Source organism: Caulobacter sp. AVps18 (assembly GCF_058681425.1).
Genome location: NZ_CM178737.1, coordinates 2967712 through 2992059, shown reverse-complemented (window position 1 = coordinate 2992059; position 24348 = coordinate 2967712). Strand labels below are relative to the sequence as shown.

Genomic DNA, 24348 nt, shown 5'->3' with positions numbered 1-24348 from the left:
GCGCTTTAGAGCCGCGAAAGCGGCGCGCTGCTATCGTTTGCGGCCAGCTTGACATAGCGCTCCTCGATCCGCTGGAGGGTCGAGCGCTTCAGGGGGCGGCCGTCGCGCAGCTTGACCCAGGTGGTCTCACTGACTCCAAAGGTCTCCTGGATCTTCTCCTTGGTCGCCGCCGGCAGCGCACGGCGAAGCCGCAGGAACGCCTCCCGGTCGACCACCACCATGGCCGTAGCGCTCTCGCCGGCCATCAGCGCGCGCCCGCAACCGTGGCCTCGACCAGATCGAGGCGCGCCTTCAGGGGGTCGGTGACGACGACCGGCCCCGACGTCGAAAAGTCCAGCAGCCGGTCGCTGGCCGCCTCATAGGTCGGCCAGGCGGGCAGTCCCGCCGGGGCGGCCTGTCCCGTGCTGGCGAAGGCGATCCAGTAGGCGTGGGCCGCCTTGGCCGCCGCCGCATCGGCCGGGGTCAGGGCCGCGCCATAGCGAGCGTCCACCGTGTCGAACACGAAAGGAATTTCGGTGGCATGCGGCGCGCCCCACCAGTCCTTCCTTTGGCTTTCGGCGACGTAGGAGAAGCGGAACTGACGCACGGGCACGCCCTGGGCTGACAGCACGCGGGCCACCTTGCGAGACGGCTCAATGAACATCCGGTCGCCGGCCGCCTGCCAGCCATAGAGGCCGATAGGGGCGTCGCCCTTGGGATCGTAAAGCGCCTGCGCCTGCGCCCGCTTGTCGCCGAACGGGGCATAGACGGTGTCGGGCGTGCCGCCGAAGAAGAAGCCGTCAGCGCTGGTGGCGCCCACCAGCACCGGCATCCTGTTCCACGCGCCGGCCTCATAGGACGCCAAAGGCTCGCGCAACAGAAGTTTGCCGTCGATCATCGGCCCGCCGCCCCAGGTAGGGGTGCCCGAGGTGGCCATGTTCAAACCGTCGACCACAGCCTCGGCGGGAAGCGCCCGCAGGGCGGCCAGGGCGGCGGCGTCATCGCCGGTGATCCCGGCCTTGGTCGCAAAGGCCTGGCCCGCTGCCTCGGCCGAGCGCTGACCGGCCGGGGCCGTCAGCGGCAGGGTCGGCAGCAGGCGTGGTCGCCCGCCCCCCGACTGGATGATCGCCTTGTGGAACAGCCCCTTGGCCAGGGGCGAGGTCAGCAGGGCGTGGATCGACATCCCCCCGGCCGACTCGCCAAAGACGGTGACGTTGGACGGGTCGCCGCCGAACGCCTCGATATTGTCCCGAACCCATTGCAGGGCCGCGATCTGGTCCATCAGGGCGTAGTTGCCCAGCATCCCCTTGTCGGCGCCGGCGGCGGTCAGGGCCGGATGGGCGAAGAAGCCAAAACGCCCGACGCGGTAGTTGAAACTGACCAGCACCACTCCGTCTCGGGCAAAGCGGTCGCCGCTATAGACGGCCGGCGAGCTGCCGCCGTTCACAAAGCCGCCGCCATAGATCCAGACCATCACCGGGGCCCTGGCCTTGCTCTTCAGCGTGGCCGCCGGCGTCCAGACATTGGCGTAGAGACAATCCTCAGCGGGGGTCACGCCCAGGGGCGCGGCGTCGCCGGGGAAAGGCTTCTGCATGCAGTCGGGGCCATAGGCGACGGCGTCGCGCGGCGCAGTCCACGCCCTGGGGGCCTGGGGGGCGCGCCAGCGGAGCTCGCCCACGGGCGGGGCGGCAAAGGGCACGCCCCGGAAGGCCGCCACGCCGCCCGTCTCGGTTCCGACAACCGGCCCAAAGGTGGTGGCGACTTGCGGACCGGCCGCCCAGGCAGTGCCGGCCGAGGCCAGGACGATGCTGACCGCCAGGGCCGGGATCTTTGACAGCAGGCGCATGGTCATTCCTTACGGCTTCAGCGTCCGGGCCTTGAGCTTGGCGGCGCCCTTCAGCGCCAGGTCGGCAGAGGATGCCCCCACGGCCACCTGATAGTCACCTGCCGTGACGGTCCAGCGATGGCCCGCAACGTCGAAGCGCCCCAGCAGCCGGGGATCAGCCGCCACCGTCACGCGGCGGGTCTCGCCGGGGTTCAGGGCCACCTTCTCGAACCCGATCAGCCGTTGCAGCGGCTGCCCGGCGGCGTTGGTCAGATAGACCTGCGGCGCATCCTTGCCAGCCCGCTGGCCGGCATTGGTGACGTCAAAGCTGACCGTCAGGGTCTGACCGCCGCTGACCTTCAGATTGGCATAGCTGAAGCGGGTATAGGACAGGCCATAGCCGAACGGGAACAGCGGCTTCTGGCCGGTGGCGGCGAAGCGGCGATAGCCGACGTCCGCGCCCTCGTCATAGACGACATCGAACGGCGTCTTCTCGGGCAAGCCAAGGCCCGGCAGCGCGGCGCGGGGATACTGGTCGATGGAAGCCGGGAAGGTCATCGGCAGGCGGCCCGAGGCGTCGACCTCGCCAAACAGCACGTCGGCAATGGCCTCGCCGCCCTTGGCACCGGAGTACCAGGCCTCGACCACGGCCCCAGCCTGATCCAGCCAGGGCATGACCACCGGTCCGCCGGTCTGCAGCACCACGACGGTGTTGGGGTTGGCGGCCGTGACCGCGGCGATCAGGGCGTCCTGGCCGTCGGGCAGCGACAGGTCCGGCGCATCCTCGCCCTCGCCCATCCACTGGTTGCCGAACACCACCACCACATCGGCGGCCTTGGCGGCGGCGACCGCGGAGGCGATGTAGCGGCCATCGTTGAACTTCACGGCGGCGTCGGGGACCAGGGCGCGGATCGCGGCCAGGGGCGCGGACGGGTGCAGGATCTGGTTGCGGAAGGCGGCCATCTGCCCCTCCCCGCCCATGGGAATGCTGACCTTGGCACCGCCCGGCGCGACCACCTGGGACGAGCCGCCGCCCGACAGAACACCCGCGTCAGCATGGCCGCCGATCACCGCAATGCGCTTTGCCGTCTTGGCAAGAGGCAGCAGGCCCTCGCGGTTCTTCAGTAGCACGATACCGTCGCGGGCTGCCGCGCGAGCAACCTCGGCATTGGCCTTGTAGTCGATCTGTGCCTTGACCGGCGGGTTCTCGAACAGGCCGGCGGCGAACAGCGAGCGCAGGATACGGCGGCTCATATCCGACAGGCGGGCGGCGGGGATCTCGCCCTTTTCGACGGCGGCCTTGAGCGGCGCGCCAAACCAGACCTGGTCATCCAGTTGCTCGCCCGACTGCTGGTCCAGGCCCTTAAGCGCAAAGTCGGTGGCCCGCACTGCGCCCCAGTCCGACACCACCCAGCCCTTATAGCCCCAGTCGCCCTTGAGCACCGTGTTGAGCAGGTGGTCGTTGCCGCAGCTGTAGTGGCCATTGACCAGGTTGTAGGCGCACATCACCGAGCCGGGCTGGCCCTTTTCGATGGCGATCTGGAAGGCCAGCAGGTCGCTCTCGCGATGGGCACCCTCCTCAATCACCGAATTGGCCCAGTGGCGGTTGGTCTCCTGACCGTTCAGCGAGAAGTGCTTCACGGTCGAGACGATTTGCTGGTCCTGGATGCCGCGGATCGACTCGCCGGCCAGCGTCCCCGCCAGCAGCGGATCCTCGCCCAGATACTCGAAGTTACGGCCATTGCGCGGATCGCGGGCCAGGTTGACACCACCAGCCAGCTGCACATTGAAGCCCTTGGCCCGCGCCTCGCGGCCCACCAGGGTGCCGCCGGCATAGGCCATCTTGGCATCAAAAGTGGCCGCCAGCGACAGGCCCGAAGGCAAGGCCGTGGCACCGTCACCGGGCCGCATCCCCAGAGGATTGGTGACGCCCAGGCTGGCGTCGCTTTCCTGCAAGGCGGGAATGCCCAGACGCGGCACGCCGGGGATGTAGCCTGCTGATCCGATGGCCTCCTTGGGGATCTCCTTGATCTTGAAAGGCATGGCCATCGGGCCGTGCAGCAGGCCGATCCGCTCGTCGAGGGTCAGCTCGGCGTCCAGCAGGCGGGCGCGTTCATCCGGCGACAGCTTGGGATCCATCCAGGGACGGGCGGCCTGAGCCAGGGCGCCCGAGGCGTAGACCAGAACAGCGAAGCTGGCGGCCGCAGTCAGGGATCGGTGCATGGCGGTCATCCTCAGTAGGTCAGGCCAAAATGGATCGGGTACAGCGGCTTGTCGGAGTCGTGAGGGGCGTCTTCGGCCTGGGCCTCGACGGCAGCCATCGACGAGGGCAGTTCCAGCGGCAGCTTGCCCTGCGGCGGCGCCACGCCGGTCAGGGCGTCCAGCAAGGCCGCATCACCTGACCCGAAGTCGCCGATCAGGGCGGCGACCCTGTCGCGCACATTGGTCAGGATGGCAGGGCGATCCAGATAGACGCTGACGATGGTCGGGACCTTGGCGGCGGCGGTCTTGATCGTCTCATAGTCGGCTGCGCCGTCCTTGAACGACAGGTCGCCGTCGTGCTGGCGCGACCCGAAAGTGTAGTTGGGATAGAGGATCTGGAACGGCGCACCGACCCGGATGATGGCCAGATCGGCCTGGGCCAGGTCCGTCACCGGCGTCAGACCATGAGCCCTGGCGACATCTGGCGATACGCCCTGCAGCCACACCTTGCGGCCGGCCTTCAGCGGCAGCAGACCTTGCTTGTTCTCCAGCAAGACCAGCGAACGGCTCTGGGCGGCGCGGCCTTCGGCGACGAAGGCCGGCGAGCCGACAACGCCTTCGGCGACGGTGGCGTCGACATAGGGGTTCTCGAACAGGCCCTGCTCGAACTTGACCTTCAGCACCCGCTGGGCCGACTGGGCGATACGGGCCTGGGTGATCTTGCCGGTCCTGACGGCGGCGGCCAGCTCGGCCGTGTCCTCGACGCCGCCGAACTGGTCCAGCCCCGCATTGACGCCCTTGGCGTAGCGGTCGACCTTGGCCAGGTCCTCGACGCCCCAGGCCGTGGAAAAGCCCTGGAAGCTGGGGGTCTGCCCGGCCGGGAATCCGTTGCGGCAGGTCTCGCCACAGTCATTGGTGATCGCCCAGTCCGAAATGACCAGGCCCGAGAAGCCGTACTTTCCGCGCAGCTGTTCCGTCAGAAGTTGCTTGCTGAACCCCGCTCCGACCGCCTCCAGAGGCTTTCCGTCCAGGCTCTGGTCCTTGAGGATGGCGTAGGTGGGCATCACGCCCACCACCCCGGCCTCGAAGGCCCCAAGGAACGGTTTGACGTGCAGGGCCAGCTGGTCCTTGGGGAACACGGCGTAGCGGCCGTAGTGGTTGTGGCCGTCCAGCCCCTTGGCCGAGGCACCGTAGCCGACCCAGTGCTTGACCACCGCCGAGACGCCGCCGGGCGTCATGCCGGTGTCACCGCCCTGGAAGCCCTGGACATAGGCCTTGACCATCCTGCCCACCAGATCGGCGTCCTCGCCGAAGGTGCCGTTGATCCGCGACCAGCGTGGCTCGGTCGCCAGATCGGCCATGGGCGACAGAGCCTGATGAATGCCGACGGCGCGGTATTCCAGCCGGGCGATCTCGCCAAAGCGCCTGACCAGTCCTGCATCGCCGATCGCCGCCAGGCCGGTCGCCTCGGGCCATTGCGAGAAGCCGCCCGGGGCGACGCTGGCCCCGGCGGTGAACTGAAAGTGGTGACGCGGATCGGTGCTGACGGTGACAGGCACGCCCAGCCGGCCCCGTTCGGCCAGGGCCTGGACGGCGTTGTTCTGCTGCGCCAGCAGAGTAGCCGATCCCGACAGGCGGGTGATGAAGGTCGTGACGTGGCGCTCAAGGACCAGAGGCCGGATCTTGTCCAGGTCATAGGCGACGCCCATGCCCGACACGCCCATGGATCCGATGGCCGGCAGGGTGCCATGCATCATCTGGCCGGCCTGCTCCTCCAGCGTCATGCGGGCCACCAGATCGGCCGCGCGCTGGTCGGGGCTCAGCCGCCAGTCCTCAAAGGGTTCCAGCTTGCCGTTGCGATCCAGGTCGCGGAACGACAGACCCTCCTGGCGAAGGATCAACCCGCCTTTCGAACCCAGTACCGGCTGGGCGACCTGGGCCTGAGCGCCGCAAGCGACGGCGGCTGCGGCGCAGAGGAGAAGAACCCGAAACTTCATGTTGGAACGCTCACTCAGGGGGTTCGCGACAAAAGAACGCCCCGGCGGGCAGGGTCCGCCGGGGCTTGGAGTCGTCGGGAGGCTAGAAGGTCACGCCAAGGCGCAGGCCGTAGGTGCGCGGGGGCGCATAGAACTCGGCATTGCCATTGGTCGAGACGCCGGTGGTGGCGTTGGGCGAGGACGCGGTGCGGACGGCTTCGTCCTCGAGGTTGCGGATATAGCCCTGCAGCGACCAGCGATCATCACTGCTGGCATAGGTCAGGCTGACGTCGCTCTTGCTGAACGCCCCTTCCTTGTTCTGGGCGAAGCCATGATATTCGAGGTTCTTGGACGTCTCGTAGTGGGTCTGGATCCGGCCGGTCAGCTTGGCCCCGCTCTCCAGGTCCCAGACGTGCTGGTAGCCCAGATTGAGGGTCCATTCCGGCGTTCGGGCCATGCGACAACCCGAGAAGTCGGTCGAGCGCGGCGCAGCGGCGGCATAGTTGGCCTTGTAGCAGGCTGCGACCGCCGCATTGGCGCTGTTGTTGGCGAAACCGTCGCCCAGCGGCAGCACGAAGTCGGTGTATTCGGCGTGCAGCCAGCCCAGCGAGGCGTCGATGCGGTCGTTCTCGGTGATGACCAGATTGGTTTCCAGCTCAACCCCGTACACCTCGGCCTCATCGGCGTTCAGGGTGACAGTGGCGTTCTGGCCGGCGATCGTGCCAACCGCCGAGACCTGGAAGTCGCGATATTTGTAGAAGAACACCGAGCCGTTCAGCTGCAGGCGGTTGTCGAGGAAGCGGTTCTTGACCCCCGCCTCGTACGAGGTGATCTCCTCGGGCTCGAAAGTGTTGGCGCCCACGCCATCGAAATAGCCGCCCGCCTTGTAGCCCGTGGCGATGTTGGCATAGGCCATCGAGCTCGACGTCAGATCAAAGTCTGCGCCGACCTTCCAGTTCAGGGCGTCCCACTTGGCGTCGGCAACGTTCTTGACCACCGTGGTGGTGATCGCACCGGCCGCGTTTGTCAGATAGGTGCCGCCGTTGCGGGCCTTCTGGTCTTCGGTATAGCGCAGGCCGCCGGTGACGCGGAACCGATCCGTCAGAGCATAGGTGCCCTGACCGAAAGCCGCCCACGACTTGGCCGTCACTTCAGGCTGGATGAACGACAGGTACGAGTTGGTGCCCAGGAAAACCCGGAAGTCGACATTGTTGTCTTCAGTGAAGCGATAGAGGCCCACCACCCAGTTCAGGTCGCCGGTCTTGCCGCCCAGCCGCAGCTCATGCGACCAGGTGTAGTCCTTGCCCTTGAAGTAGTTGGGCGCGCCGGTGGCGGCGTTCTCGCCGCTGCGGTCCAGACGCGAGAAGTTGTAGCCGGCCAGATAGGTCAGGGTTCCAAAGCCCAGCTCCAGATTGGCTTCGCTGTGGGCACCGAAGAACTTGTTGTTGCGATAGATGTTGGTCGAGCAATTGCAGGCCCACGGATCGCCGGTCTGGCGCGCCGAACCATAGGCCTGGTCGCCGCCGCCTGCTCCGCCCTGGTGCAGGTAGTCCGCGCCAAGCTTGATCGAGAAGGTGTCCGTGGGCTTCCACAGGGCCTGAACGCGCGCTGACTTGTCATCCTGGTCGTAGCGGTCGTTACCACCCGTGCCCGGCCCCTTGTTCAGGGCGGTGACATAGCCGTCGTGCCGGCTCTGCTGGAAGGCAGCGCGAACCGCCAGGGTGTCGCTGACCGGCAGGTTGACCATACCCGAGGTGGTGATGGCACCGTAGTTGCCCACGTCGATGGAGCCATTGCCCTCATAGTCGAACTTGGGGGCGCGGGTGATCACGTTGATCGCGCCGGCCGTGGCGTTGCGGCCATACAGCGTGCCCTGCGGGCCACGCAGCACCTCCACCCGGTCCACATCGTAGAACAGCGCGCCCACCGAAGTGGAGCGGGCGATATAGATGCCGTCGATATGGTAGGCCACCGCCGGATCGCCGACCTCGGTGGTGTTGGTGCTACCGATACCGCGCAGGAAGATCTGGGCCGCGCCGGCGCCCGAATTGGTGATCTGAAGGGCCGGAACCTGATTGGCCAGGTCGACCACGGTCTTGATGCCCTGGGATTCCAGCTTCTCGCCGGTCACGGCCGAGAGGGTAAGCGGCGTCTTCTGGAGGTTCTCGCTACGACGCTGGGCAGTAACCACAACCTCGTCGAGTTGGGCGGGCGCGGCGTCCTGGGCCAGGGCCGCTGACGTCTGACATCCGAGCGCCGCGACGGCGGCCGAAACGAAAAGCATAGTGCGCATAGTTGTCCCCTTCCTGCGTTGGGCCGGGCTCGTCACGCACGGCGAGCAGGCTCGCCGGGGCGCGACCCGGTTCCAGTTCTGGCGTCGCGAACGACGACCGGCGATTCCTCCGACCCCTTGTTCCGGGGCTTTCAGCCAGCGCTACCGTGGCCCCGAGGGCCGCTTACGACAACGTTGTCGTTATAAGACATCACGATACGACAACGTTGTCTATAGCCCAGAGAAAGACAACGCTGTCAGCAGGCAATGCGAAAATTATCTGTTATTTATCAGTGTAATACACGGCGGCGGACCTGCAGAGGCGCGCTCGACGATGTGGAAATCCAGTTGTCGCGCCTTGGTGCGGCCCTGAAAGCGCGGGTCGCCGAACCCTTCGATCAGCATCTGCGCGGCGGCCTCGGCCATCTCGGCTGTCGGCTGGTGGACTGTGGTCAGGGGCGGCCAGGACGAGGCGGCCGAGGGACTGTCGTCGAACCCGACCACGGACAGATCGCGGGGCACCGAAAGGCCGTGTTTGGCCGCAGCGGCGATCACACCCAGAGCCATCTCGTCATTGGCCGCGAAGATCGCTGTGGGCCGATCAGCCAGCGCCAGCAACGCATCGGCCGCATCAAAACCCGACAAACTCATATAGTTTCCAGGCGCGATCCACTCCGGACGCACCTCCCCTCCCCTGGCTTCAAGGGCGGCCAGATAGCCCTCGCGCCGCCGTCGCGCTGAGCCGTGGTCGGGTGGGCCGTCGATAAAGGCGATCTTGCGGTGACCCAGGTCCCACAGCCAGCCTGTCATCTCCCGGGCAGCGCCATGGTCATCCGTGAACACATAGGGCGAACGGTTGAAGTCCTGGTCAGGCGCGATGCGGACGAACGACAGGTCGTTGGCCTCGATCACGGCCAGAACCTCGGGATCATCGCAGGTCGGCGGCGTCAGGATCACCCCGTCAAACCGCGCGGCCTTCAGGGCGGCTGCGAAGGCCCCCGGCCCGACCGCCTCGGGCGGCGAGACTTGTTCGACCACAAGGTGATAGCCCGCCCGCCGGCAGGCCCGCATGGCGCCCACCTGCACCTCGCCCACATAGTGATAGGCCCCCACCCGCATGAAGATCACGCCGATCAGATAGGTGCGACGACTGGAAAGCGTGCGCGCCGAAACATTGGGCCGATAGCCCAAAGTCTCCACCAGAGCCTCGACCCTGAGCCGGGTTAGCGCGCCAACCCCCTCTTCGCGGTTGATCACGCGCGACACGGTCTTGATCGACACGCCGGCTTCCCGGGCGATATCGACGATCGTGACGTCCTTGGGTCCATCGATCCGGGAACGCATAGGCATGACAAGGGCTCTATCGAACTTGAAGCGCGGAGACGAGAGCGTCCCAGCAGAATCGCCGATCACAAGATCGCAGATCGCCTCCAGAGCGCAGGTCAATCGCCGTCACGAATGGGCAGAGCGCCGCCATAAGGACGCCGGGGAGCTACGGAAGTGCGCCATGGAGGCCGAGGCTCGTCTGAAGCGATTGCTGGATGCAACTTCGGCGAGTGCCACCGAAACTTCCGATCCCTGGCCGCATCGAACCGCGTGAATGCGCCAAACTGCAACTCAGCGAAAAGGAGCCAACAGTTTGCGGACTGACAGCACCCAGCACCGCACCGTCTTCAGGCCGGGTTGGAAAAATGATTCTCGATCATGGCCAGACCATTGCGGATCGCTGTGTTGCGCAGCGACGCGCGGCGGGTGATCCGGCGGATGTCGAGACTCGGTAGCGGCCCTTCGAACCGGATACTGGTCAACCCCCGTGTCTGTATTTCATCGCGCCCTATGGCCTCGAACATGCACGTATAGCCCAGGCCGCGATGCAGGCAGCTGAGGATCAGCCCGAACTCGGCGGTCTCAACCACATGATTGTTCTGGATGACGCCGACCTGCCGCATCAGCGTATCGACCGCGCGGCGGATTGGCTTGTCAGCGGAAAGGCTGATCGACGGCGTCTCGCTCAGCTGCTGGGCGGTTACCAGGGACTGGCGGGCCAGCGGATGGTCAGCCGCAACAAAGATGGCGAGCGGCTCCTGCGCAACCACCTCGCCCAGGGTGTCGAGACCATCGGCGGAGTAGAAATAGGCGGCGTCCAGTTCACGCCCCATCACCAGCCTGTGCAGCACATCGGGCGGGCTTTCATTGCTGCGCAGGTGGATGGCGCGGTCGGCGATGCCATTCCATTCCTGCACTGAATGGCCCAGGTTGCGCATCATGAAGCCATGCAGGGCGATCTCTAGCGGACCTGTCGATCGGCCCTCACCCGCCACGTTTTCCATGAAATCGTGAATATGCGACAGCAGTTCATCCACCCCTTCAAGGGCTCGCTTCCCGGCCTCTGTTGGTTTGACTGGCCCCCCCGGCGTTCGCTCAAACAACTGAACGCCCAGCTGGGCCTCCAGCGTCCGCATGTGCTCACTGACCGATACCTGCGAGATACTCAGCTGCTCAGCGCAGCGACGGAAGCTGCCCCGCTGCACGACAACGGCGAAGATCTCCAGCTGGCGCAGCGTAATCATGCCCGTCCCATAGCTTGCGATAGGTAAAACCGAACACCTCTAAGCCTGCACCTTTATTCTCAGCGATCAAGGCCCCCCCTACCAATGCAGTGGCCGCAAAGACGGCAGCCTGTTCGAGCCCAATGAGCCGAGCAGGACAACTATTGGTGAGGAGACCCGCTTGCCCATCACGGCGAAGCTTCGACCGGAAACTGGCCACGCCCGTGCGGTCCTCACATCGTGGGGTCGGGCATGATCGCGTTCGACGTGATTGTGGTGGGCGCCGGTAGCGCCGGATGCGCCGTGGCAGCGCGCCTCGCTGCAGGTGGCGCAGGCCGGGTCTTGTTGATCGAGGCGGGTGGGGACAATCGCGACCTGATGGTCAAGGTGCCTGCTGCATGGCCCTTTGCCTCCGCCATGCCCCGTTTTGGCTGGGCGCTGCAAACCGAGCCGGAACCAGCCCTTGGCAACCGCCAACTGGATGTACCGCGCGGTCGGCTGATGGGGGGGACCTCGTCAATCAACGGCATGATGTACAGCCGCGGCCATGCCGCCGACTACGATGGCTGGGCACGAGCAGGACTGGTCGGCTGGAGTTACGCCGACGTCTTGCCCTACTTCATCCGAAGCGAAACAAATTGGCGTGGTGCAGGCCCCTTTCATGGCGGAACGGGTCCGGTCAATGTGATCAGCAACCCTCGCCCGTCAGGCCTCTATGAGCGGATGATCGCAGCCGCCGCCGAACTGGGCTACGGCGAGAACCCCGATTTCAACGCGGATGGTCAGCAAGGCTTCGGCATGCCTGATTTCACCGTGACAGGCGACGGTCAGCGCGAAAGTGGAGCTACAGCCTATCTTGCCCTGGCAGCCGACCATCCAAATCTGACGATCTGGAAGAACACGACCGTACAGCGCGTCCTGGTCGCGAAGGGTGCGGTCACCGGGGTCGAGGTCCTCCGCGAAGGCCGGACGCAGGCCATTGCTGCCGGAGAGGTCGTGCTGAGCAGCGGCACATTCCATTCTCCCAAGATCCTCATGCAGTCGGGCATTGGCGATGCCGGAGCGATGCAGGCGCTGGGAATCGACGCCATCGTCGATCTGCCGGCTGTGGGCCGCAATCTGCAGGATCACCCGATGGTGGTGATGGGCTTTGCCTCTTCTCAACCGCTGGGCTTTGAACAACGGCTGCGGGCTGACAGGTTCGCCGGCTCAGCGCTGAAGTGGGCAATGGGCCAGGGCGGTCTGCTGTCTGAAGCCCCGATGGCTGCGCAAGGGTTCGTCCACGTCCAGCGAGACAGCCCTGTGCCGGATACGCAGATCCAGATCACAACCGGATCGGCGATGAGCCGCCCCTGGTTTCCTGGACTGCGCAAGCCCCAGCCGGACATGCTCGTCGTCACCGGACTGCAGTTGCGTCCCTGGGGCCGTGGGTCCGTTACGCTGCGCTCTGCGGATCCGGGTCAGGCCCCGGCAATACGACTCGGTCTTCTGGATGACCCGCGCGACCGACAATTCGCCCACGACATCATTGGCTTTATCCGCCGCTTCTTCGCCACCGAGGCCGCCAGCGGCCTGGTCGCTGCGCATGTGTTCCCGAGCGCCGACGCCACCAGCCCGGAGGCGCTTGATGCCTACCTTGCGCAGATGTTCATGACCGGCCAGCACCCTGTCGGCACTTGCGCCATGGGGGTCGATCCTTCAGCCAGTGTGGTCGATGCCCGCCTCAACGTGCACGGCCTGTCGGGCTTGCGGGTGGCCGATGCATCGGTGTTTCCCAACATTGTTGGCGGTAACACTAGCGCTCCCGCGATGATGATCGGTGAGCGCGCGGCGGACTTCATTCTGAGCTCCGCAAGCCTGCAAAAGACCGACGGGCCGACATCCCGCCCCGCAGTCCACAAACCCGTTCCGCAAGGTGCCGCATGACCACTGATGCGCCCAAGGGGCCCACCATCTCCATAGAACATCCGGACCGGCACTTTATTGGCGGTGCCTGGGTTGCCCCCCGGGACGACGGACGCGTCTCTGTGGTGTCGGCGTACAGTGAGGAAGAGATCGCAGTGGTGGCCGACGCCTCGGTCGCCGATGTCGAGAGCGCCGCACAGGCAGGCCGCACCGCATTTGACCACGGACCGTGGCCGCGTCTGTCGCCTGAGGAGCGCGCGGGCCATGTCCGTCGACTGTCCGAAGCCCTGGCGCCCCGTATGCCGGAAATCGCCCAGGCATGGGTCGATCAGATCGGCGCGCTTGCGACAGCCGCGCCCTTCGTCACCGGAGGCGGCAAGTTCTGGTTCGACTACTATGCCGATCTCGCCAGCCGCTATGACTGGGTCCGTGACGTCCCCCGGTTCGACGGCCAGGGTTCCGCCCGGATCGTACGCGAGCCTGCTGGTGTGGTGGCCGCCATCGCGCCGTGGAACAATCCCTTCGGCATCATGGCAGGCAAGGTCGCACCGGCACTGATGGCCGGCTGCACCGTGGTGATGAAGCCGGCCCCTGAGACTCCTCTGGAAGCCTACATCCTGGCTGAGGCCGCCGAGGCCGCCGGCCTGCCCGACGGGGTCATAAATCTGGTTTGCGCCGGCCGCGAGGCCTCTGACCGGCTGGTGCGCAACCCCTTGATCGACAAGGTGAGCTTCACCGGCAGTGTCGCTGCCGGGCGCACAATTGGCATGGCCTGCGCCGAACGATTTGCCCGCTGCACTCTCGAACTTGGAGGAAAGTCGGCTGCCATCGTTCTGGAGGACGCTGACATTGAGCATGCAGCACGGGTTTTGGCGAACGTCATCACCCTCTCGGCCGGGCAGGTTTGTGCCACGCTAAGCCGGGTGGTGGTGGTCGATGCCGTGCACGATCGCCTCGTTGAGGCCCTGAGTGCCGAAATGGCGGCGGTCAGGGTCGGCGACCCGCGTGACCCCGCATCTCAGATGGGCCCTCTGGCCATGCAGCGGCAACGCGATCGCGTCGAGGAGTTCGTCACGATCGGCCAGGCGGAGGGCGCCAGACTGGTGCTGGGTGGAAGGCGCACCGCTGGCATGGATCGTGGCTGGTACTTCGACCCGACGCTTTTCACAGGGGTCACAAGCGACATGAGGCTGGCGCGAGAAGAGATTTTCGGCCCGGTCCAGGTGGTTCTGCGGGCCCGTGACGAGGCTGAAGCCATCTGCCTGGCCAATGACAGCGACTTTGGCCTGTATGGCGCAGTCTTCTGCGCTGATCGGGAACGCGCCTATGCGGTGGCGCGCCAGATCCGGACCGGAACAATCGCGCACAACGGCTTCCTGTTCGACCCTTCCCTGCCCTTTGGTGGGTTCAAGCACTCTGGAATCGGTCGTGAAGGAGGAGATGCCGGCCAGTCCAGCTTCACCGAGACAAAATCAATAATACTGTAGCTAAACAAAAATCGCAGAAACATGCGAACAATGGGAGGATATAACATCATGAATAGCATCTCTTTACTTAGAAACGTCCTTCTGATAAGCTCCATACTGACCCCAGCTGGGGCCTATGCTCAAGATGCCGATAGCAGCAATACGCTGGAACAAATCGTCGTCACCGCCCAAAAGCGCGAACAGACGTTGCAGGACGTCCCGGTCGCCGTCGCCGTGCTGGACAGCAAAACGCTGGCGGCACAGCGTATCAATAGCATCGAGACGCTGAACACTGCGGTGCCGAACCTGGTCGTCACGCGGTCCCCGTTCCAGCCCTATGTCGCGATCCGCGGCCTTGGGTCCGGCGGCGGTGGTCGGGCCTTCGAGCAGTCCGTCGCAATGTATGTCGACGGAATCTACGCCGGCCGCGCCAACCAGTTCCTCAACCCGTTTTTCGATGTCGAGCGCGTTGAGGTCGTCCGCGGCCCGCAGTCGGTGCTGTTCGGGGTCAACGCCAACGCCGGTGCGATCAACATCGTCAACAAGCGGCCCGGCAAATCGGTCGAAGGCTATGTCACGGCCGGCCGTGACTTTGAGTATGAAGGCTACAATCTGGAAGGCGCGGTTTCGCTGCCCTTGTCCGATACCTTCGGCGTGCGCGTATCCGGTCGGGTCAATCGTGACGGCGGCTATGTCCACAACACCGTCACTGGCCGCGACGATGGACAGGTCGACAGCGAGATCGGTCGCATCGTTGCCAGCTGGCGGCCGACAGATGATTTGCGTTTCGACCTGGCCTATGAGCACGCCAACAAGGACGTCGAAGGCACCACCTTCCAGCTTACCTCGTTTGGCCTTGTCCGCTTCCCGCCGGCTGTCGAGGATGCCCGGTTTGATTTCCGCAAGTCCACGTCAGGTGGGCCTGAGCTTACCAATCTGACCAGCGACAACGTTTCGCTCAACGCAAGCTACGGCATGGAGAAGGCCACCCTCTCGGCGTCGGTGGGATATTCAACCTATGACTTCTCCCAGGTCGTCACCGGCGGCAACCACCCTGCTTTTGTAGGTTCAGCGCTCGCAGCAGAGGAATTCGAGCAGTTCTACAGTGAAGTGCGGCTGGTATCGTCGGGCGACAACTTCTTCGACTACATCGTAGGCCTGACCTACTTCAATCAGAACGCGCAAATCGATCAGGGGGTCGATATCGACTTCGGGCCATTCGGCGTACCGGGCCTGAGAGCGGGTGTCCGCAACGGCCTGGACCAGGCCACCCATGGCTATGCAGGGTTTGCGCAGGGCACGTTCAACTTCAGCGATCAGCTCAGCCTGGAAGTCGGCGGCCGCTACAGCTCGATTGAAAAGAAGGCGGACTATATCATCTCGCCCGCAGCCGCTGGTCAGCCTGTCAGTGGCTATGCCTTTGATGTGCCCAGTCTGTTCGTGCTGAGCGGCCCCCCATTCGGCTTTTTCCAGTGGTTTAACCCCAACAATCCCGCAACCTTCCGCGCAACCGAATTCTCCCGGAAACGCACGTTCAACGCCTTCAATCCGTCGGTCAGCCTGAACTACAACTTCAACAACGGGTTGTCGGCCTATGCCAGCTACACCACCGGCACCAAGGCAGGCGGTTTCAACGATCAGGAAAAGTCCGGTGCCATTCCCGAAAACGGCTTCGGAACCGATGTGTTCGAATACGATGCGGAAGACGCCAGGAACTTTGAGGTCGGCCTGAAGGGAAGCCTGGATCAGGTGCGCTTCAACCTCGCGGCATTCCACACCAAGTATAAGGACCTGCAGGCGACCCAGATCCTGCCCGGCGGTACGCTTCTGACCACCAACGCTGCGGCAGCGACCGCCAAGGGCATTGAAGCCGATGTCACCTGGCTGGCCGCGCGCGGCCTGACGATCAGTGCCGATGCCGCCTATATCCATGCGCGCTATGACAACTATCCGGGTGCCTGCAACATCGGTGATCGGAACTGCAGCGATCCCGCGACCGGTAACGCGCGCGGCGGCCTGCTTGAGGGCGTCCCTGAGCTGTCCGGCAGCATCAACGTCGCCCATGCGGTCGAAGTGATGTCCGGCTGGGAACTGCGCACACGCGGTCGCGCCTATTACAACGACGGCGCCCAGTTCGGCGCTGACCAGAACCCGCTGAACCGCGTGCCCGACTATGTGTTCGTCGATGCATCGATCGGCCTTGCCCAGATCGGAACCGGCCTGAGCGTCACTCTCAGCGGCAAGAACCTCACCAATGAGGCTGCACGCGGTTTCAGCGCGCCGTCAGTCGCCGATGCCCTTTTCGGCTTCTATTCCGCCACCCTGCCGGGACGGCAGGTCTTTCTCGACGTGCGCTTCGAATTCTGAAGCGTCAGCGATCTCAACAGGAGCAGTAATGAGCGATCTTTTTGAGAAGGGCATGCAGGTCCGGCGCGAGATGTTCGGGCCGGACCTGGCCGAGCGGGCCGTGGCTTCGGCCAGCGATTTTGCCAAGCCGTTTCACGACATCATGACACGGTACTGTTTTGGCGAAACCTGGAACCGGGAAGCCCTGGGTCGCCGCGATCGCAGCATCGCCACGATCTGCATGCTCATTGCCCAAGGCAAGGAGCTGGAGATCAAGATGCACGTCAAGGGCGGCATCGCCAACGGCCTGAGCGTTGAGGAGATCCGGGAACTGGTTCTTCACGCGATGATCTATTGCGGGGTACCCGCATCGTTCACCGCGCTGCGCGCTGCAGAGGCGGCTCTGGCCGAGATCGAAGAAGCGAAACCGGCATGAAGATAGGCTTCATAGGCTTGGGAATGATGGGCCGCCCCATGGCGGAGCGGCTCATCACGCAGGGGTTTGATGTCCGGGTATCGGATACCAACCCCCAGATGGCGGATATCTTCGGCGCGGCCTTTTCCCCAGGCGCAGCAACAGCCACCGATGGTGCCCAGATCATCGTGACGATGCTGCCAAATGGCCAGGTTGTGCGAGATGCACTGCTCGGCGCCGGTGCGGGATTGGCGGCGGCCAAATCCGGCACGATCGTCATCGACTGCAGCTCGTCGGACGCCAGTGGCACTGTGTCGCTCGGTGCGGAACTGGCCGGGCGTGGCATTCACCTTGTCGATGCTCCGGTGTCAGGCGGTGTGCCGATGGCGCGTGATGGCAAGCTCGCGCTGATGGTCGGCGGATCCGATGACTCCGTCCATGCCCGGATAACCCCGGTGCTGAACGCACTGGGCGACAGGATCGTTCGGGTCGGCCCCCTGGGGGCAGGCCATGCAGCCAAGGCAATCAACAACGCCATTGCCGCCGCGACACTCGCCGTGACCGCAGAAGGCCTCGTGATGGGTGGGCGTTTCGGACTTGAGCCTGCAACGCTGCTGGAAGTGCTCAATAGTTCGACCGGACGCAGCGCGGTGTCCGAATCCGTGTTTCGCACCCAGATCATCCCAAGAACCTATGCCCAGGGGTTCGCTCTCGGGCTGATGGCGAAGGATGTCGGCATAGCCGATGCGATGCGCGACAGCCTGGGGCTTGACCTGCCCATGCTGCAGCAGACCCACGCACAGTGGCAGTCGGCGCTGCACGCCCTTGGTCATACTGCCGATTTCACTGCCTTCCACGCCTATGTGGAACAGACACTCACTGAAGGCCGATGAGGACATAATGGCCCTTAGCCCCAGATATCCGGACACCGTCCATTACACCGGGCTCAACCGTCCGACCCACATCGAAGCCACCGCACACGACCTTTATGTCGAAGGCAAAATTCCCGACGAGATCGATGGCACGTTTTTCCGGGCCTTGCATGACCCTGCCCACGTTCCTTTGCGCGAGGACGATGTTGTCCTTTCACGCGACGGGGTGATCGGAAAAATCGAATTCCGGGACGGGAAAGTGAACTGCGCCGTGCGCTATGTTCGCACCGAGCGCTTTTTGGCGGAGCAGAAGGCGGGGCGTGCCCTGTTCGGGCTGTACCGCAATCCTTATACGGACGATCCCCTGGCAGAGGGCGTTGATCGCACAGTCGCAAACACGACGCCCTATTATCACGCCGGCCGTCTGTTCATGTCCAAGGAAGACGGCCTGCCCTACCGCATCGATCCGGGTACCCTGGAGACGATCGGTCGTTGGGACTATCAGGGAAACCTCAAGTCACCGACGCTCACGGCGCACCCAAAGATCGATCCCGACACCGGTGAGCTGTTCCTGTTCGGCTATGAGGCGGCGGGCCTTGCCACGCCGACCGTCGCCTACTGTGTGATTTCGCCGGAGGGCGAGCTGGTCTCCGAACAGTGGTTCGACACGCCCTACTGTTCGATGATGCATGACTTCGCGATCACCCCCGAACATGCGATTTTCACTGTCTACCCGACCAAGGCCGATCTCGACCGGCTGAAGGCAGGAGGCGTGCACTGGATCCATGATCCTGAAGACTTCAGCTATATCGGCATCATGCCGCGTTATGGCAAAGTTGAGGAGATGGTGTGGTTCAAAGGCCCGCGAGGCGTCCACAGCTACCATGTGATGAATGCGTTCAGTGAAGGCAGCAAGGTCCACCTCGACCAGTGCATGGCCGACCGCAACCTCATCCCCTTCATTTCCGAAGACTCGGGGCTCGAGCCTTTGCCGCAGGGTGGTCTGACCCGCTGGACGATGGATCTTGCCCAACCGGAGGCCGGCATCACCGAGTGGCAGATCGGTCCCTTCGGAGAAATGCCACTGATCGCACATCAGGATACCGGAAAGCCCTATTCGCGCGGCTGGTATCTTTCGGTCGATCCGACAAAGCTGACCAGGCTGGCGAACGGCCCTGGGGAATATGTGTTCAACCAGCTTGTCCGCGTCAGCTTTCCCGATGGCGGGATGGAGGTCTTCTCCGAGGGTCCGGGCTGTGGCTTCAACGAGCCCGTCCACATCCCGTCGAAAGATCCGGCGCATGGCGGCTGGTTGATGCTGATGGTCGATAAGATCGTGGCTGAGGGACATTTCGCCCAGCAGGTCTGGATCTTCGAGGCCGACGATATCGCCCGGGGCCCGATAGCCAAGGTGCTGATGCCGTTCGTGACCTGCGAGCAGGTCCATGGAACCTGGGTGCCGGGTGAGCGGCTAGATCAGGCAAGGAAGAGCTGATCCATGAAGATTGCCATTACCGGAGCTTCCGGCCAGTTCGGCCGACGCGCCACCGAGTTGCTGCTTGAATCAGTCCCGGCGCAGGACCTCATTCTCATCTCCCGCTCGCCGGCGAATCTGGAGGATTTCGCTGCGCGCGGTTGCATGGTGCGCAAGGGCGACTTCGATGATCGCAACGGCCTGACCGAAGCGCTGCAGGGCGCAACCCGGATGCTGATGATCAGCGGTACCCGGGTCGGCTTCCGCGAGCCCCAGCATACCAATGCTGTGGAGGCTGCGAAGGCCGCAGGTGTGCCACACGTGGTCTACACGTCGTTTATCGCGGCAGATCCCAGCAATCCCTCGATGGCGGTGAAGGACCACCTGTTCACCGAGACCCTGCTGAGCCAATCGGGTCTGGCATGGACCGCGCTGCGCGATGCCCAGTACTCGGAAGCGGTGCGCGATGCGATGGCGCCGATGAACATCGCTACCGGCAGGATGATCAGCCTCGCACGCAACGGCAAGATGGCCTTCGTGTGCCGCGAGGACTGCGTGGCTTCCGCCATCGCGGTGCTGCTCGGCGAAGGGCATGAGGGCAAGGTCTACAACATCACCGGACCCGAGCTGATCAGCTACTACCAGGTCAGCGAGCTGCTCGCCGAGGTTTCCGGCCGCCCGGTCGCGTTCGTGGATACCGATATCGAGGGCCTGTACGCGATGTTCGATGCCATCGGCGTTCCGCGCGAGCCCGTCGACGATCTCACCGTCGCCAATTTCCCTTGGAACTCAGACGACATGGTGAGCTTCGAGGTGGCTGTGCGCGACGGCTATTTTGCGATCCTCAGCGATGACGTCGAGCACCTGACCGGACGCAAGCCGCGGAGCCTGCGCGACCTGTTGCAGGCGCATCGCGACAGCATCCTGGCCGGGGCGGACGCCATGGGCCGGCCCGGGTGATGGCGTGAACTCGGTCGGCGGCTTCCCCACCCACCGGGCCTATCCCAACGGTGTGGCGACCGTCGCGGTCCATGCCAGCGCGGCCACTGTCGACGGACGCCTGGTCAGCGTCGCACCTGCCTGACCCGAATTCCCCTTCCACCAAGGTACCAACTCGGAACCCCCTTCCATGCCCTATTTCGAGAATGTGTCGCTGCCTGACGAACCGCGTTTCGAGTTCCTGTTCGAGATCGAGTTGAAGTGGGCCAATCTGCAGAACATCCCCGACATGCCGTCCGGCTACGGTCGGGGCGCGACCTATGTCGATACCGGCGTGGTGCGTGGACCGCATCTGAACGGAAAGCTGGTACCCGGCAGCGGGGCCGATTGGGCCCAGTTCCGCCCGGATCAGGTGCTGGCGCTGGATGCGCGCTACATGATCGAGGCCGACGATGGCTCGCTGATCCTGATGCACAACCGCGGCTATCTGGCCGGCCGGGCACCCGACGTTCTTCCGCGGATCCAGGCCTGGATGTTCCGCAACGGCCCGGAAGTGCCATTCGAGGACTACTATCTTCGAACCACGCCCACTTTTGAAGTCAGCCAGGGCCCCCATGACTGGCTGATGCGCACCGTCGTCGTCGGCATCGGCAGCCGGCAGAAGACCGGCAACACCATCCGCTATTTCGCCCTGCTCTGAAGGCTCAGCCCAGACCGAAACTACCGGCCAGCAAAAGTATTCCCCATGCCCCAGAACCACAGCCTGAGGCTCTCCTGCCTTGACCGACCCGGCACTGTCGCAGCGGTAGCCATGACGGCGCGCAAGGCCGGGGGAAACATCCGGCCAGTGTCCCAGTTCAGCGGTTCAGGGGCTTGGGCGCAGTGACCGGGACAAGCTTGCTTTCCAAAACAGATAGCGCTGCGCCCAAGGCGCTGGAGGCCTGACATGACGAAGTACAATCTGCTGATCGACGGACAACTTGTGGCCGGCGCGAACACCTTGCCTGTCATCAACCCAGCTACGGGTGAAGCCTTTGCCGTTTGCCCGCGTGCCGACAACGCGCAACTGGAGCTGGCGGTGGCCGCTGCACGCAGGGCCTTTCCGGCCTGGGGTGCCAGCGACCACGCTGTCCGCCATGCCGCATTGTCGAAACTGGCTGACGCCATGGAAGCAAGGTTCAGCGAATTCGCGCAGGTGCTGACCCGCGAACAGGGCAAGCCCCTGGCCCAGGCCGAGTTCGAAGTGGGCGGAGCCATCGCCGCCTTCCGCCATTTCGGTGCCCAGAAGCTTTCCCCGCAGACGCTGGTCGCAGAACCCAACAGCCTGGTCGTCGAGCAATATGCACCGCTCGGCGTCGTGGCCTGCATCACCCCGTGGAACTTCCCGCTGATCCTACTGTCGATCAAGGTCGCTGTTGCGCTTTCGACCGGCAACACTGTTGTCGCCAAGCCTGCCCCCACCACCCCGCTGACGACACTGCTGCTGGGAGAGTGCGCCGCCACGACGCTACCGCCAGGGGTTTTCAATACCCTTGTGGATGCCAACGATCTGGGCGCTGCGCTGTCCGGGCACCCCGATGTCGCCAAGATCAGCTTTACCGGGTCAACCGCAACCGGGCGCAAGGTGATGGCGAGCGCTGCCTCCACGCTCAAGCGGCTGACACTGGAACTGGGCGGCAACGACGCTGCGATCGTCCTTGATGATGTCGACCTTGACGATCTCGCACCGAAGATTTTCCAGGCGGCCACCTACAATGCAGGTCAGGTCTGCATGGCCGCCAAGCGGATCTATGTGCCCCGGGCGATGGTTGGCGGGCTGTGCGACAGGCTGGTGGCGATTGCCGAGGCGACAGTTGTGGGCGACGGCATGGACCCGACCACCCAGATCGGCCCCATCCAGAACCAGATGCAGTTCGAAAAGCTACTCGGGCTCTGCGCAGACACTCAGACTGCAGGCACAGTGTTGACCGGTGGCGCGCAGCTCAACAGGCCCGGCTATTTCATCCAGCCGATGATCGCGCGCGATCTGCCGGAATCTGCCCGGCTGGTGCAGGAAGAGCAGTTCGGCCCCCTCATCCCTGTGCTGGGCTATGACAGCATTGATGAGGCCGTCGCGCGCGCCAACGCCAGCGAATTCGGCCTTTCCGGTACCGTGTGGGGAACCGATCTTGAACGGGCCACGGCAGTCGCCGGCCGTATCGAAACCGGGACGGTCTGGATCAACAAGCATCTCGACCTGCGCTTCGACGTGCCTTTTGGCGGCGTCAAACAGTCCGGAATCGGCCGGGAACAGGGCGAGGTCGGCATGAAGGAATTCGTCTCGACCCGCGTCGTCAGCATCGCGCGCTGACGGTCGAGTCGGGCACGACACGGTATCCCTACAGGGGCCAGAGCTCCGCTGCCCGAGTGACAAACGGGAGCTGGCCCTTAACGTCTGTCAGGAGCCACCATGCGCGCCGCCATACCGTCGGCTGACACAGCGCTCAGCCTTGCACATCTCGAGGCATCGTTCCGTTTCGATGACGTCCGCCGGCTTGCACCGAGTTACGACGAGTGCAGACGCGAAACTGCGCAAGCCATCCTTGAGGAGGCAGGCCGGTTTGCCAGCGACCTGCTCGAACCGCTGAACCTGCGCATGGACACACACGGCGTCTCCTTTTCACAGGGCCGGGTGCTGGCCGCGCCAGGTCATCGCGAAGCCTGGACGGCGTTTGTCGACGCAGGCTGGCCCACGATCGACCATCGCGCCGATCATGGTGGGCAGGAACTGCCACTGGCAATGTGCCTGGCTGTGCAGGAGCTCTTCGATCGCGCCTGCCCCGCTTTTGGCATGTTGCCGGTGCCGCAGCGCTCGGCCGCGCGGCTGATTGCGGCCTTCGCCACGGACGAGGATAGCGATCGCCATCTGGCAGCCCTCGCGTCAGGCAAGCTTGGTGCAACCATCTGCATCTCCGAGGCGGGGGCAGGCAGTGATGTGATGCAGATGCGCACCCGCGCGACGCCGCAGGATGATGGCAATTGGCGGATTACCGGCGAAAAATGCTGGATCAGCTTTGGCGACCATGACCTGATCGACAACATCATCCACTGCGTCTTGGCGCGTAGCGATCCACCGGGCGCAGAACGGCCCGAGATCAGCCTTTTCCTTGTCCCCGGCGGCGGTGCCCAGCCTGACGCTGTGATTGTTCGGCGACTGGAGGAAAAGCTGGGACTGCACGGATCGCCGACCTGCGCGGTGGGCTTCGAGGCCGCCAGCGCCCGGTTGCTGGGCCTACGCGGCCGCGGGCTCGCGCAGATGTTCGTCATGATCACCCAGATGCGATTGGCGGTCGGTGCCATGGGCCTGGGCATGGCAGGAGCAGCGAGCGATATTGCCGATGCCTATGCCCGCGAACGCCGCCAGGGAGGCAAGCCGGGAACCCCGGTTCCCATTTCAACCCATCGGGATGTCCAACGCCAGCTGATGGAACTGACAACGCGCACCCACCTGCTTCGCGGGCTGACGCTGAACACCGCCAACATCGCCGATATCGCCGCGCGATCAACCGACGAGGCCGAGCGACGCGACTATGAGGGACTGCTGCAATGGCTGTTGCCTATCGTCAAAACCTGCGGCGCGGATGCGGCATTCGACAATGCCAGCGGCGCGATCCAGGTGCTGGGCGGTGCAGGTTACACTGCCGACTGGCCGGTCGAGCAGATCCTGCGAGACGCGCGGGTTCTGGCGGTATTCGAGGGAACCTCCGGCATGCAGGCGCTCGATCTCGTCCACCGCCGGGTGCTGCGCGATTCCGCCGGGCTTGCGGTCTTTCTGGCAATCGCCCGCAGCGATGGCCAGGGCACGCCCCTGGTCGACGCCCTGGACCTACTGGAAGACGCCGCCAACCGTCTGAAAGCCGGAAGCCCCGACGAAGCCGATGGCGCGGCTAGTGCCTTTCTTGACCTTGCCATGATCACCGCATGCGGCTGGGTTGCAGCGCGCCTTGCCAGCCTGCCGCGCGACGAGCCTGCACATGACAGCATGGCGCGTGCCGCCGCCTATGCGCTCGACCGGCTGTTGCCGCGGGCCAGGCTGGCGCATGCCGAGGTCTGTGCCGGCTCCGGGCCTCTGGCGCACTTCATCTGAGC

At 64.6% G+C, this 24348-nt stretch carries 17 protein-coding genes; 10 read left to right on the top strand and 7 right to left on the bottom strand.

Features of this window, described 5'->3' with window-relative positions:
- Positions 1-5: 5 nt before the first annotated feature.
- From ACW179_RS13710 to ACW179_RS13680, 7 genes are all read right to left on the bottom strand, one after another.
- Positions 6-245 carry a hypothetical protein gene (locus tag ACW179_RS13710; RefSeq protein ID WP_492060034.1) on the bottom strand — a complete coding sequence of 80 codons (240 nt, stop codon included), beginning with the start codon at positions 243-245 and terminating at the stop codon, positions 6-8.
- Positions 245-1825, bottom strand: a complete 1581-nt coding sequence (locus tag ACW179_RS13705) for a carboxylesterase/lipase family protein (protein ID WP_492060033.1) — start codon at positions 1823-1825, stop codon at positions 245-247. Before ACW179_RS13705 ends, ACW179_RS13710 begins: the two co-directional genes overlap by 1 nt.
- A 9-nt stretch (positions 1826-1834) precedes the next feature.
- Positions 1835-4027 (bottom strand): beta-glucosidase family protein, encoded by a 2193-nt coding sequence (locus ACW179_RS13700; RefSeq protein ID WP_492060032.1) that lies wholly within the window; start codon positions 4025-4027, stop codon positions 1835-1837.
- Between the two features lie 11 nt (positions 4028-4038).
- Entirely contained in the window at positions 4039-6003 is a 1965-nt protein-coding gene (locus ACW179_RS13695) for a glycoside hydrolase family 3 protein (protein WP_492060031.1), read from the bottom strand.
- Between the two features lie 82 nt (positions 6004-6085).
- Positions 6086-8275, bottom strand: a complete 2190-nt coding sequence (locus ACW179_RS13690) for a TonB-dependent receptor (RefSeq protein WP_492060030.1) — start codon at positions 8273-8275, stop codon at positions 6086-6088.
- Positions 8276-8530: 255 nt separating this feature from the next.
- Positions 8531-9604, bottom strand: coding sequence for a LacI family DNA-binding transcriptional regulator (locus ACW179_RS13685; RefSeq protein ID WP_492060029.1), 1074 nt, complete (start codon positions 9602-9604; stop codon positions 8531-8533).
- Between the two features lie 323 nt (positions 9605-9927).
- The gene (locus ACW179_RS13680; RefSeq protein WP_492060028.1) at positions 9928-10824 is read right to left on the bottom strand and encodes a LysR family transcriptional regulator; all 897 of its coding nucleotides are present in this window, start codon (positions 10822-10824) and stop codon (positions 9928-9930) included.
- 231 nt (positions 10825-11055) lie between these two features.
- Here ACW179_RS13680 and ACW179_RS13675 point away from each other — a divergent pair, with 231 nt between their 5' ends.
- The 10 genes from ACW179_RS13675 (at position 11056) to ACW179_RS13630 (ending at position 24346) form a co-directional block, all read left to right on the top strand.
- Positions 11056-12729 (top strand): GMC family oxidoreductase, encoded by a 1674-nt coding sequence (locus tag ACW179_RS13675; protein WP_492060027.1) that lies wholly within the window; start codon positions 11056-11058, stop codon positions 12727-12729.
- The gene (locus ACW179_RS13670) at positions 12726-14195 is read left to right on the top strand and encodes an aldehyde dehydrogenase (RefSeq protein ID WP_492060026.1); all 1470 of its coding nucleotides are present in this window, start codon (positions 12726-12728) and stop codon (positions 14193-14195) included. Before ACW179_RS13675 ends, ACW179_RS13670 begins: the two co-directional genes overlap by 4 nt.
- Positions 14196-14243: 48 nt before the next feature.
- The gene (locus tag ACW179_RS13665; protein WP_492060025.1) at positions 14244-16541 is read left to right on the top strand and encodes a TonB-dependent receptor; all 2298 of its coding nucleotides are present in this window, start codon (positions 14244-14246) and stop codon (positions 16539-16541) included.
- A 28-nt stretch (positions 16542-16569) separates the two neighbouring features.
- On the top strand, positions 16570-16956 hold the full coding sequence (locus ACW179_RS13660) for a carboxymuconolactone decarboxylase family protein (protein WP_492060024.1): 387 nt from the start codon (positions 16570-16572) through the stop codon (positions 16954-16956).
- Positions 16953-17828 carry an NAD(P)-dependent oxidoreductase gene (locus tag ACW179_RS13655; protein WP_492060023.1) on the top strand — a complete coding sequence of 292 codons (876 nt, stop codon included), beginning with the start codon at positions 16953-16955 and terminating at the stop codon, positions 17826-17828. The genes ACW179_RS13660 and ACW179_RS13655 overlap by 4 nt, the downstream gene beginning before the upstream one ends.
- Positions 17829-17835: 7 nt before the next feature.
- Positions 17836-19302, top strand: a complete 1467-nt coding sequence (nov2, locus tag ACW179_RS13650) for a lignostilbene-alpha,beta-dioxygenase NOV2 (protein WP_492060022.1) — start codon at positions 17836-17838, stop codon at positions 19300-19302.
- Positions 19303-19305: 3 nt separating this feature from the next.
- Positions 19306-20241, top strand: coding sequence for an SDR family oxidoreductase (locus tag ACW179_RS13645; protein WP_492060021.1), 936 nt, complete (start codon positions 19306-19308; stop codon positions 20239-20241).
- 169 nt (positions 20242-20410) lie between these two features.
- On the top strand, positions 20411-20920 hold the full coding sequence (locus tag ACW179_RS13640; RefSeq protein ID WP_492060020.1) for a DUF3237 domain-containing protein: 510 nt from the start codon (positions 20411-20413) through the stop codon (positions 20918-20920).
- Between the two features lie 246 nt (positions 20921-21166).
- On the top strand, positions 21167-22570 hold the full coding sequence (locus ACW179_RS13635; protein WP_492060019.1) for an aldehyde dehydrogenase family protein: 1404 nt from the start codon (positions 21167-21169) through the stop codon (positions 22568-22570).
- A 99-nt stretch (positions 22571-22669) separates the two neighbouring features.
- A complete protein-coding gene (locus ACW179_RS13630; protein WP_492060018.1) occupies positions 22670-24346 on the top strand; it encodes an acyl-CoA dehydrogenase family protein in 1677 nt (558 codons plus the stop codon).
- The last annotated feature ends 2 nt before the right edge of the window (positions 24347-24348 follow it).